Genomic DNA, 13623 nt, shown 5'->3' on the forward strand with positions numbered 1-13623 from the left:
TTAGTCCTCCAAAGAAACTTGAGTGGTTGCGATTAATGGCTTTAAACGAATTAATAACCATGTGCTAAACAATGCGCTTAACACAGCAGTAATACAAAATAGAATTTTAATATCTATTTTTAAGATACTTAAGATGATAATAGAAAAAATCGCCGATGAAACCATGAATATCGCATTAAAGATATTATTTGCAGCAACAACGCGTGCTCGATGTGATTTTGGTGCATATGCTTGCATCATGGCATATAGGGGAACAATATAAAAACCCCCACTAATCCCCAGTAAAGTCACTGCCAACATCACGTGATAGTAAGGGGCACCAGAACTAAACATATCTGTAACGGAAATCAAATCACCAGTACGTTCAGGAACAAAAGCCAGACTGCCTGCAAGGTAAATTGCAAATAAAGTTAAACCAATCGCACCCAATGGCACCATTTTAATATTCACTTCAGTACCACCAATTTTGCGGCATAATAATGAACCAACACCGATTCCCACAGAGAAAAATGTCAGGAGTAAACTCACCACGTTTTCATTGCCATGCAGGTTTTGTTGGGTCAATTGAGGAATTTGCGTCAGGTAGGTCGCGCCGTAGAACCAATACCAAGAATTACCTAAAAGAACCATAAAGATTAAAGGCAAACTTTTTGCATAGCGAATGGTTTCGAAACTGGTTCTAAAGAAATTCCAGTCAATTTTTAAATCAGTGTTGGTGGTTGATTGTTTGAGAATAAAGCGGCTCGCTATATAGCCCATTACAGCGATTGAGACAATGGTTAGACAAATCCAAATCATATGTCCTTGAGAGAGTGATATAACCGCGCCACCCAAAATCATCCCGATCAAAATAGCAATGGATGTTCCTGACTGAAATAAAGCATTTCCCGACATTAACTCGTTTGGTTTTAAAATTTCAGGCAAAATTGCATATTTGATTGGACCAAAGAAGGTGCTGTGAGTACCCATTAAAAACAAAGCAAACAGTAAAATCCACAAATTACCCAATAAAAAACCTGCCGAAGCAATCAGCATAATAATGATTTCAAGAATTTTAATATTTCTGACTAAAAATGAACGTTCATACTTATCCGCAATTTGACCCGCTGTCGCAGAAAAGATGAAATAGGGTAAAATAAATAGAAGTGCGGCAAGATTATTTAAGGTACTTACACTTGCTGATTGTTGCTGAATCCATCCATAGGTAATGACGAGCAATAAGGACTGTTTATACACATTGTCGTTTAAAGCGCCAAAAAATTGGGTGAGGAACATCGGTAAAAAACGTCGGGTCCCTAAAATATGCTCATTTTTTTCCATTGTAGAAGACTTCATTTAGTTATATATAAGAAATGTGTTGAAATGGTAACTATCTCTCAAAATCATGTATCATGTTTTTACCTTAAATCATGTGTAAAACCAATTGGTTTGAGTATTTGAAAGATTTTTAATCATGGATCTTTCTACAAATAAATTTAGGTCATTCGAGCGTGGTATGCCAGCAAAAATTAATTTTAAAAAATCTGTGCTTTCACATAGTGTTCATTTACACTTTGATCGTTATCATATCAATAAACTGATATGTTCAAGTGTTTTTTTAAGTATTTTTGCAGTACCCGTGAGTTACGCAGAGCAAGCACAGAATAGTCAGAACATAAACTCAAGTACTGTAAATATTACACATGATCAAGAACAATTAGAGTCGGCAGCAAGACAAGAAGGCTTATCGAACGAGAAAATTGATCAACTCGATGAGAAAGTAAAACAGGCTCAACAGCAGCCCGAACAATTTGATAGTGCAAAGATGCTTGAACAGCAACAGCAGAATATTGGTGTTCAGGATGATTTCAAACCGATTGAATTTGAGGACTTGGAAGATTTACCCGCGGTCAGTGTTGACCAGTCTATGGCAAACGAAATTTACAGTGTGGCAGAGCAGGCTAAAACCGAAGCACAAAATTTTCGTAATGGCATGAGCAAAACGCCTGAGGTTGAAGTCAGTAACGCCACACAACAAGAGTTAACCGAGATCACTCAAGCCCCAGTCAATGTTGATCAATTGATACAAACCATTCGTGCAGATAACCAAATTTCTGTTCAGGAAAATGAAGCTGGGAAAACCCTGGTTGATCATAACGCGAATCTTCCAGAGGAAGAGCAACCTAAAAAAGGTTTCTTTAGAAATCTTGTCAATAAAATTCGAGGACCACAGGACAACGGCGCACCGATTGCAAAAATCAGTGTCTCTGTTTCAGGTGCACCTCCTGTTTTGGCAAACAACTTAAAAGCCAAACTCGGAACGTTTACTCAAGAAGCTTATTCTGATTTTAATGGTTCAGTGCCACAATTGCGAACACTTGCAGTTCAGGCTGCACAAGCTGTGGGTTATTACAATGCCCAATTTAGATTTAATAAAATTGATGAGAGTCATTTAGGTGTAAAAGTTACTCCAAATGATCCTGTAAAAGTTACTGAACAAAACATTGAGTTCACAGGTCCTGGTGCAAATCTTGCTCAGTTCCAAGTGATTGGTGTATTACCTGACTTGGATGAAGGTGATATTCTGAATCATGGTTTATATGAAACCACCAAAACCAGAATAGCAGATGCAGCTTCCAATAATGGATTTTTTGATAGTTATTGGCGTTTGCATGATGTCAAAGTGGAGCAACCACAAAATAAAGCGCAGATTAATTTAAAGTATGAAACAGGCGAGCGTTATAAATTAGAAGATGTCGAGTTTAGAATGAGTGACCCTTCTAAACCGTTACCGATTGATTTAAAAATCTTAAAAACTTTAGCACCGTGGAAAGATGGCGCAGATTATACGGCTTGGCGTGTCAACGGTCTGGCAAATAATCTCACCAACTCACGTTATTTTAATTACACGCTTGTAGATGCGATTAAACCTGATGCGATTGTAAAACCACTGGAGTTGCCAGCAGATTTACAAGCTTTGGTTGATCAGGAGCATGTTGCTGAATCAACTTTTGCAGCACAAACAGATGCTGATAAGGCACATCTATCAGATAAAGAAGTTACCCAGAATGTAGTTAATGAAAATCAATTTGCCGGGACTCAGGGCGAAGAAGCCAACCCAAATTTAAAACAGCTGCAAGCACAGCAAAAAGAAAAAGAGTCTGATGAGGATCAGCTCAAGGATAAAGCGCGCGAAACCAAAAAAATCCCAGTGATTGTGACTTTAAATGCTGATCGTTTAAATAGTCTGGAAACAGGTATTGGTTATGGAACAGATACAGGCGTTCGTTTGCGTGGTCAGTATAGACGCGCCATTGTCAATCACTTAGGTCATTCCTTTGATGCAAACATGGAGCTGTCACAGATTCGTCAATCAATTGATGCGCGTTATAACATTCCTTATAAACATCCTTTAAATGATTATTTCAGTTTAGTTGCCGGTTATGAACGCGAAACTCGCGATGGTATTGGTAATGACATGGACTTGGTCATTGAATCTGCTGTAGCTGGGGTTGACCGCATCATTAAAGGATCACGTAAAGAGTGGCAACATATTCTGGGTGTGCGTTATCGTTTAGATCGAGTCACTCAAAATGGACCTGTCGATATAGCCAATATTCCTGACGCATTTTTGATTCCAGGCTCTGATCAAGAGCAAGAATCACTATTGTTAGGTTATGAAGCAACCAAAACGATCAGTGATAATCGTGTCAATCCAACACGTGGCTATAAACAAAGTTATAAAATCCAATTGGGTAGTCAGTCATTACTTTCTGATACGGATATGGCAATTACCAGTGCTGAATGGAAAGGTTTGTATTCTTTTGGCGAAAATGACAACCATCAAATTGTGGGTGGTCTGAATGTGGGCTATATTTTTGCCAAAGACTTCGAAAAAGTACCTTATAACTTAAGATACTTTGCTGGTGGCGATCAAAGTCTTAGAGGTTTTGATTATAAAAGTTTATCACCTGTTGAGTATGGGTATAAAGTAGGTGGACAAGGTTTAGCTGTAGGCTCGTTAGAATACAATTATCAATTTAAAGATGGTTGGCGTGGTGCAGTATTTAGTGACTTTGGTAATGCTTATGACAAGTCATTTAGTAATGATACTGAATATAGCGTAGGTGTGGGTCTACGTTGGAAGTCGCCAATTGGTCCGATTCGAATTGATGTTGCATCTGGAATATCCGATCCAGCAAAACCAATTCGTTTGCACTTCTTTATTGGTTCGCAACTTTAATTAACTAAAAATATAAGAGAATTACTGGAAATATTATGGCTGATGAAGAACATCAAGATGTTCAAAATGAACAGCAAAATGATCAACCCAAGCAAGAAATGACCCCGAAGAAGCGTAATTTATTACGTAATATTCTGATGTCTTTACTTTTGGTCATTATTTTATTAATTGCTGCTTTGGCTGTAATGTTCAGTACTGATAAAGGCAGTAAGTTTTTATTAGATCGCGTTGCTGCAAGTCAAAAAATCATTACTTATCAATATGAAAGTGGGAATTTGCTGCAAGGAATCATTCTTAAAAATGTCTTGGTTACCTTGACTGCTGTGGATGTTAAAATTGATCGTGCAGATATTTCTTTGGGATGGCGCGCAATTTTAGAAAAAGAAATTCATCTGAGTCATGCGGATGTCAATAATTTAAGAATTATCAGTAAAAGTCCGCCAAGTGATGAACCTTTTAAATTCAGTGAAATCAAATTGCCATTTGTTTTGCGTTTAGACAAAGCAGATGTGGATCATTTGCAATTTCAGACCAGTTCCTCAAAAGTAGATATCAATGATATTCATTTGGAAAATGCATTGTGGTCAGGTACTGCTCTGAAGTTTGAAAATTCAAAAATGGACATGGGCTATTTGTCGGTCAAAGATGCCACAGGAAACATGGATTTTAAGCAAGGAGATTACCCACTCAATGCCAAAGCTATTCTTCGTCTACCTTCGTTAAAAAGTTTAAATGTTGAAGATATTTACGTCCATGCCCGTGGTTCTTTAGCCACTATTAAAGCCGGTGTTGCAACTAAAACCCCAGATTTGTTGACGGGGTGGGCAGTCATTCATCCAATGCAACATGATGTACCTATGAATGGTGCTTTGATATTTAAAGATTATCATTGGCCATTGATGCTAGACCAAGAACTTTTATCAAAAAATGGTTTAGCTAAATTTCAAGGGGATGTAAAAGGTCTAAATCTCGAACTCAACACAGATATTAGTGGTAAAAATATTCCACAAGGTCAATACACGGCTTTGGCACATACTGATTTGGTTAATCAGCTCAATATCAATAACTTAAATGGTCAGCTCATGGGGGGGGCGGTCAACCTTACCGGCTTAGTCGGCTGGCATGATGTTGTACATTGGGATATACAAGGGCGTTTAGATCGACTCAATCCAAAAGATAAAGTGATACCTCAGGCGATTCAGGATTTTCTGCCAGTTTCATTGGATGCAAAAATTGCTTCAGTTGGTGAGTTAAAGCAAGGTATGCATTTAACAGCCAATTTGGACTTTGATAAATACGAATCGTGGAAAGTTAAACTTGATCAAGCAGAACAAAAGGGCAAAAAACCTGAACCGATGTTGCTGGGTGTAAATTGGAGTAACATCGATCGCGCTGTGCCTTATGTAGGTTGGTTGAGCAGTGAACAGGGACAAGTCAATGTCGCACTTGTAGAGGGGCAACAAAATATTCATGTTGCAACGGTAGTACGTCAGCATGAAAAAGGCAGTTTGCCAGCAGGTAAATATAATGCTCAGGTCGACCTAAAAGGCAATGATTTACATATTCCAGCCTTTGAATATATGGCAACAAAAGGCAGCTTGTCTGGAAATGCTGTGGTTGAATTACCGACTGAAAAACGTCAATTGAAGTGGAATGCATTGTTGAATGCAAAAGATTTTAATCCACAGAGTGTGGTTGCAACTGCACCAGTGGATCTGTTGAATGGACAAATCAAAGCCAATGGCTATGCGAAACCAAACCAACAGTTGATTAATTTAGATGCGATTAACTTAACGGGACGTATTGCTGATCAGGCTAAAGCTGAAACCATTCAATTGACGGGTAAAAGCACAGCTGCAATTATTTTCAATGATGCTAAAGCTGGAGGTGCATTTAAAGGTTTTGCTGTGAATTATGATGGTGCTTTAAATGCATCGCAAATGAAGCAAGGCAGTGGTTTACTCAAAATTCGTGTTGCAGGAACACCTGAGCTGATCAAAATTTCTGAACTTCAACATGATGGTGTTGCAGGAAAAATTTTAGCCAATGGTTTGGTGCATATCAGCAATGGTATTGGTTGGGACATCAATGCTTCTTTAGTTCGTTTTAAACCACAATATTTTGTCTCATCAGTTCGTGGAGAAGTTTCAGGCAATGTCAAAACACAAGGTAACTGGTCAGATCGTTTAAAGAAAATTAATATTCAACAATTGAATATTGCAGGGATGATTAACAATAAACCGTTGCGAGGGCGCGGTAATTTAGCAGTCGTGCTGAACTCTGACCTTAAAGGTTTGATGCCTCAACAGTTTGAAGCAAATAATCTCTTTTTGTCTTATGCAAGCAATCAGGTTCAAGCATCAGGTAATGCACAGAATTTAAGATTAAAATTGAATGCCCCTGCATTATATGAACTTTACCCAGGGTTGCGTGGTACAGCACATGGTTATTTAAACTTACAGGCACAGCCTCGTTTAAGTGCGACAGCCAATCTCGCGGTGGATGATTTTAGATTCAATGACAGTTTAAGCATCAAGAAATTGAGCTTAAAAGGTGAGTTACCGACTTCAGAAACTGTGCCTTCTAAAATGGTTGCGCAATTGGAAACTTTGCGTAGTGGTAATCGTGAGATTCAACACGCAGGTATTACACTTTCAGGAACACGTAAAGCTCATCTACTACAATTACAAGCTTGGAACTATTATTCAAAGTTCTATGTGCAATTTGCGGGTGGGTTTAATGCCCAAAATGATTGGCTGGGTCAAGTGCAAAAAGGCGAATTTGACTCTGTGCGTGCACATTTATTGCAACAACAACATGCACCTATTATTTTCAATTCAGCTAAATCAGAACTGTATGTCGGACAACATTGTTGGTTAAGTCAACAAAGCCAATTATGTTTTGACCAGCCAGTTCGTGCGAGTCAGAAGCATGGTAATGTTTCATTTGTCACTAAAAATTTAGACTTAAATGACTTTGCTGCATTTATGCCAGAAGGTTTAGCGCTTACAGGTAAGCTAAATGGTTATGCAAAAGCATCATGGGCGCAAGGGCAACAGCCTAAATTGGATGCCAAATTGGTGACACGCAATGGACAAATTGGTATTGCAGCAGAAGATCCAAATGATCCGTCAACATCCATGAATTATGATGAAGCAAGTATCATTGCGAAAAGTATCAAAGATGGTTTGTTATTGCGTACTGATTTGAAAGCGCCGAATGTGGGAACGGGATATGCGAGCGTTGTAATAAACCCGTATGTCGATGCTAAACCGATGCGTGGTGAGGTTGCTTTTAATGAAGTTCAACTGAAAATATTAAAACCATTTATTGCGGATGTGCGTAAATTAGATGGAACTTTGTCATTGGCAGGTAAGATCAATGGAACGCTGACAAAGCCGTTATTTGATGGCGAAATGCGTTTGAAAAATGGTGAAATCAGTATGATTTCACTGCCAGTAAACTTAAACAATATTCAGCTTTATACTTCAATTCGCCAAGATGTTGCCACAATCAATGGAGCTTTCAACAGTGGTCGTGGTGTAGGTAAAATTAGTGGAAGTGTCGACTGGAAAAATGATCCACATGTACAAATGCGTTTGACAGGTGATAAATTATTGATTCGCCAAGCACCTTTAATCACTGCAATTGTTGATACGGATATGGAGCTTGATGCATTACCATTAAGTAAGAAGTTAACAGTGAAAGGTAAGGTTGATGTCCCTCAGGCACTTATTTCAATGCCTGAATCAAGTGCGACAGTGGTCAATGTTTCACCAGATGTGCGTATTGTGAAAGAAGGGCAAAATCAGCTTGCTTTACTTAAGGCTGCACAGCCATGGTCGATTCGTGCAGATGTTTCAGTAAATTTGGGTAATAAGGTTATTTTCCAAGGTTTTAACAGCCGTATTCCTTTAGTCGGACGTTTATATCTTTCACAACGTGGTTTGGAAACAGCAATGCGTGCCAATGGTGCGATTGGCGTCAGTCAAAAAGTGACTGTGGAAGCTTATGGTCAACGTTTGGATCTAAACCGAGCGATTGCACGTTTTAACGGACCTTTGTCAAATCCGACATTAGATGTGGATACCAATAAGAGTATTTCGGGAAGTACAGTCGGATTACGTGTGACTGGAACAGCTTCGAGTCCAAATATTCAGGTTTATAACGATGCAGGATTATCAGACCAAGAAGCCATGAATGCGTTGATTACAGGTCGTATCAATGAAGGTTCAAGCGGATTAAGCAATGCTGAAGGATTTAAGTCTGATGTGAACAATACCATTGCCGCAGCAGGGATCAGTTTAGGCTTAGGCGGGACGCGCGCGTTTACCAATCAGATTGGGCGAACATTTGGTCTAAGTGGTTTATCTTTTGATGCGCAAGGGACAGGTGATGATACTCAAGTGAGTTTAACGGGCTATATTACACCTGACTTATATATTCGTTATGGTGTTGGTGTATTTACCCCAGTCAATAAATTGACTTTACGTTATCAAATGAATAAACGTTTGTACTTAGAAGCAAGTCAGTCTTTGGAAAAAGCCATCGACTTGTTCTACCACTGGCGTTTCTAATTTAATCTTAGCTGTTGTTTTAAAAGGACTCGGATTTTTTAGAAATTTAATCTGATAACTTTAAAAGCCCAAATATCCGATATTTGGGCTTTTTATTGGAATAAATTGATCAACTGTGTCAAAGCGATGATTATTTTATGTATTTTTACTATGGATTGAGGAGGATAAGCCGATGCTGGTTTTTATGGAGTAGGTTTGGCTGTCTCTCGTGCAATACCTTCTTTTCTTGTAGCCGCTGTTTTGTAGGCACAAGCCCTTAGTCGGTATAATGCAATTGTACATTGATTACTTAGACTAAACGGATAAGTGTGGAATTTGCTTGTATTTAGCTCATCGGCAAGTCGATTATAATGCAAAGCGATTTGATTTAGTTCACCAGTAGTAACTAATGTACCTTGTTTGTTGTTGCTGTATCTTTCCTCCCATGGGTGTGCAATTGCCAACGCAATAGATTGCTCAGTATTATTTCCTTTTTCATCAAAACATCGGATTGCGCTGCTCGCATGACGAAAATTTCTTATCGCGTCTTGTTCATCCTGACAGTCAACTTGCGAGGTCCATTGATTACTTCCATGCTGTATTTTTGAAAGTTGAACATTGGCTGCTTTTTCTGATTGTGCATTTGTATATTGAGTCATAACGAGTGTGGAGACGGCTATAAAGATACTTTTTCTGATTATCATTTTACCCACCTCTTTTTTTTGTCCTTTAATTATACAGCATTCTGATGAGTTGTTTGGCTTATCTGTCATTGCAGTTTTTATTCTCTATTTTAACAGTGGAAATGATAAAAAATAACATTAGCAGCTTTGTTGTGGATGGCTAAAAGTTTATGTTTAAAATGTGTAGGTGATATGAGTCCTGATGCAAGATTTCATATTTTTCCGATCATGTCTAGGTTTACATAAACTCCTTGATGTGAATTGGGTATATAGGATTCAAAATAATGATGATATTTCAAAATAACAAACTACAATCATGCCAATCTAACTTTTGTATAAATAGAGCCTATAGGGGAGATTAAAGTCTAGAGAAATGAAGTATCTCAATCGTGTTAAGATTTGAGTGTTGAATTTTTTTACTTATATTTGCCATTACAAGAGCAAGTAAGTATTAGAATTTAATGTCTGAGTTTTCGATTAAATCAATTGAAACAAAATTGGGTCATTGATATAAAAGAATCTAATCATGAAAAGAATATATGGACAATAACAATGTACAGCCAAGAAACGATTGCTCGGCTTGAGCAAGAATTACGAGAAAATCCCAAAGCGTATCACCGTAAAGTAAAAATACTGGCATGGCTGGGAAATTTATATATAGCATTTGGTGTCGTGGTTTTGGTGATTTTATTGATTTTAGCCTGTCTATCTATTTTGGTTTTAAAGGCTTTTGCCATTAAGATCATTATTCCAGTTGCGATATTTCTATATGTCATTGTGAAATCACTTTGGATTAGTGTAGAAAAACCTCAAGGGATTGCTATTCAAGAAAAAGATGCGCCTGAGTTATTTAAAATCATTAATAACTTAAGTCTAAAATTAAATTCACCTTCATTTCATCATGTACTCATTACAGATGATTTTAATGCTGCCGTCGTTCAAACACCTCGACTTGGGATTCTTGGATGGTATGAAAATTATTTGATTATTGGTTTACCATTAATGCAATCTTTATCGGTGCAGCAATTAACTTCAGTACTCGCACATGAGTTTGGGCATTTGTCTAAAAATCATGCTAAAACAGCGAATTGGATTTATCGCCAAAGGATTCGTTGGGCTCAGCTTTATCAACTTGTAGAGCAAAATGCCAGTCGAATAGATATTATTTTTAGACCCTTCTTTAAAAAGTTTGTGCCATATTTTGCTTCTTTTTCTTTCCCTGTTGCACGGGCAAATGAATATGAAGCTGATAAAATTTCCGTAGAATTGACATCTGCTGAAACTGTGGCACAGACCTTAACTACGGTAAATGTAGTAGGATGTTATTTAAGCGAGGAATTTTGGCCAACCATCTTTAAGCATGCCGAAAATATGCCCAAACCCACAATTTCTCCATATCTTGGATACGTTAATCAGTTGAGTGAATTTTCTGAACCACATAAAACCAAGAAATGGTTGGATCAGTCTTTAAAATTACAAACTAATTTGGAGGATACCCATCCATCATTAATGGATCGTTTAGAATCAATTGGGCAAACAGCACAGTTGGTATTTGCTGAAAAAGGGCATACAGCCGATTTACTTTTAGGTGACCAACTGTCAAAAATCACCACCACTTTTGATCATCAATGGCAAAATAACGTTTTGGATGTTTGGCAACAACACCATCAGCATATTCAACAACAAAAAGAATATTTAAAACAATTGAATGAAAAGTTAGAGCAAGGTGAAGCACTCTCTACGGATGAAAAATTTGCACAAGTAGAACTTACTGATACAGTTTTGCATCAACCAGATATTGCATTTGATTTGATGAAAAAACTATATGAGGAAGATCTAGAAAATGCTTTGGCAAATTATATCTATGGTCGTCTTTTGTTGGAGCGCAAAGATCAAAATGGTTGTGCTATTTTAGAAAGATCAGCTCAATTGAATGAGTTTTATCAAGTAACAGTTTATGAAATGCTTTACCAATTTTATCAAGAGCAAGGCATAGCTGCTGAAGCTGAAAAGTATCAACAACTTATGTTTGATCGTATCGCACTTGAACAGTTGGCAATGAGCGAACGACAAGAGGTGAGCTTCAGAGATCATTTCATGCCTCATGGATTGACCCAAGAAGCATTAGAAGATTTATTACAACAACTTAGAAAGTATACGGGTATTCAACAGGTTTGGCTGGTACAAAAGCAGGTGCAACATCTTAAACATATACCTTGCTATATTTTAGGTTTTAGTCTGAAGAAAGGCTTCGGCAAAGTGGATATTGAGGCAATCATACAAACCACAAAAGCATTACATGAAAATGTGATCTTTCCTGGTGAGACATTTCTACTATGTTTTGATATTGATGAAAATCAAAAGATAAAAAAGAACATTAAACAAGTACAATCTGCTCAAATCATTTAACTTTATTGATCTAAAAAGTTTTCAAAATTTCGATAAAAATAAACAGCCCATCTGATGATGGGCTGCTTTAAGTTGAGTTAATGCTTTAAATCAGCATGATGTTTCAGTTAATCTGTTAATAACACATCGCCATATTGTTCACGTAAATCACGTTTCAACATTTTACCCGTGCCAGTTAATGGAATAGATTCTACGAATACCACTTTGTCTGGGATTTGCCATTTGGCGATTTTATCTGAGTAATAATCAAGCAAATCTTGCTCTGAGATTTGTGCGCCTTGATGTTTGATCGCAATCACTACTGGACGCTCATCCCATTTTGGGTGATTGGCAGCAATTACCGCAGCCATCGCAATCTCAGGATGGTTCATGGCAATATTTTCAAGTTCAACCGAAGAAATCCATTCACCTCCAGATTTGATTAAGTCTTTGGCGCGGTCACTCAAGATGAGATAGCCATCCTCATTGATTGTCGCAATATCTCCTGTGTCGAACCAGCCATCTGCACTCAATGCGTTTTCGGATTTTCCATAATAAGATTCAATGATCCAATGTCCCTTCACTTGCAAGTTGCCCGTCGTATGCCCATCACGAGCAACTTCATGCGTACCATTTTCCTCATTGGTAATCCGTAAATCTACACCAAAAGGTGGGCGACCTTGAGACAAGCGGATTTTAAATTGCTCTTCAGCACTTAGATTTTGGTGTTTGGCTTTGAGCTGATTGCCAGTGCCAAGAGGGCTCATTTCTGTCATTCCCCAGGCATGAATTGTTTCACACTGATAATTATCTCTAAAAGCTTTCATCATGGCAGGAGGACATGCTGAACCGCCTACAACATTTCGTTTAAGGCTTTCTAGTGTGCTTCCTGATTGTTTTGCAGCAGCAAGTAAACCTTGCCAAATGGTAGGCACACCCAATGCAATGCTCACTTTATAATCATCTATCATCTGGACCAAACTTGCACCATCTAAACCAGGACCCGGCAAAATCAAGGTACAACCGACCATTGCTGCTGCATACGGTGTTCCCCAAGCATTGACATGGAACATCGGTACGACAGGTAACATAATGTCTTTGGCTGATAAATTCAAAGAATCAGGTAGCGAGATTGCATAAGTATGCAAAATCGTTGAACGATGGCTATACAACGCACCTTTAGGATTACCTGTCGTACCAGAGGTATAGCATAATGAACTTGCAGTATTTTCCTCCAAGTTTGGCCATTCATAATCTCCCGCATTTTCCGCGATGAGTACATCATAAAATTTAGCATCAGGAAGCGCATCTGCTACATCTTGATCAAAAGCACCAAGATAAACAAAGTGTTCAACATTTGGTGTGTGTGCTTTAACAGCTTTTATAAGGGGAAGAAAGGTTTTATCAAATAACACCACTTTATCTTGGGCATCATTGATAATAAATATCAGTTGTTCAGGAAAAAGTCGAGGATTAATGGTATGGCAGACTAATCCGCTGCCTGAAATTGCGTACCATGATTCTAGATGGCGATGATTGTTCCATGCAATTGTCGCCACTCGATCTCCTGAATGAAGCCCAAGATTTTTAAGTGCATTGGCAAATCGTTTTGCGTTTTCAGTGACATGGGTCCAATCTGTTTTTGTGATTGTGCCATCGGTATTTTTAGAAATTATTGCGGTATCACCATGATAACGTGCAGCATGTTCGATCAAGCTGCTGATTAACAATGGTTGTTGCATCATACGTCCTTGCATGAAAAATTCCTTTATAG

6 protein-coding genes are annotated in these 13623 nt (G+C 38.1%); 3 read left to right on the forward strand and 3 right to left on the reverse strand.

Features of this window, described 5'->3' with window-relative positions:
- Positions 1-1320 (reverse strand): MFS transporter, encoded by a 1320-nt coding sequence (locus tag I9192_RS09510; RefSeq protein ID WP_005029418.1) that lies wholly within the window; start codon positions 1318-1320, stop codon positions 1-3.
- Positions 1321-1495: 175 nt separating this feature from the next.
- On the opposite strand from I9192_RS09510, the gene I9192_RS09515 reads away from it, so the two are divergent.
- Together I9192_RS09515 and I9192_RS09520 are read left to right on the forward strand one after the other, a co-directional pair.
- Positions 1496-4222, forward strand: coding sequence for an autotransporter assembly complex protein TamA (locus I9192_RS09515; RefSeq protein ID WP_005029416.1), 2727 nt, complete (start codon positions 1496-1498; stop codon positions 4220-4222).
- A 35-nt stretch (positions 4223-4257) separates the two neighbouring features.
- Positions 4258-8799 (forward strand): translocation/assembly module TamB domain-containing protein, encoded by a 4542-nt coding sequence (locus I9192_RS09520; protein WP_200150354.1) that lies wholly within the window; start codon positions 4258-4260, stop codon positions 8797-8799.
- A gap of 182 nt (positions 8800-8981) precedes the next feature.
- On the opposite strand, the gene I9192_RS09525 is transcribed toward I9192_RS09520, so the two are convergent.
- Positions 8982-9437 carry a hypothetical protein gene (locus I9192_RS09525; RefSeq protein WP_227567226.1) on the reverse strand — a complete coding sequence of 152 codons (456 nt, stop codon included), beginning with the start codon at positions 9435-9437 and terminating at the stop codon, positions 8982-8984.
- Positions 9438-10013: 576 nt separating this feature from the next.
- Here I9192_RS09525 and I9192_RS09530 point away from each other — a divergent pair.
- On the forward strand, positions 10014-11870 hold the full coding sequence (locus tag I9192_RS09530; RefSeq protein WP_005029410.1) for a M48 family metalloprotease: 1857 nt from the start codon (positions 10014-10016) through the stop codon (positions 11868-11870).
- Positions 11871-11977: 107 nt separating this feature from the next.
- Here I9192_RS09530 and I9192_RS09535 read toward each other — a convergent pair whose 3' ends face one another.
- Complete coding sequence (locus I9192_RS09535) at positions 11978-13606, reverse strand: long-chain-fatty-acid--CoA ligase (protein WP_005029408.1); 1629 nt, start codon at positions 13604-13606, stop codon at positions 11978-11980.
- Positions 13607-13623: the final 17 nt, after the last annotated feature.

The sequence above is a fragment of the Acinetobacter bereziniae genome, assembly GCF_016576965.1.
GTDB lineage: Bacteria > Pseudomonadota > Gammaproteobacteria > Pseudomonadales > Moraxellaceae > Acinetobacter > Acinetobacter bereziniae.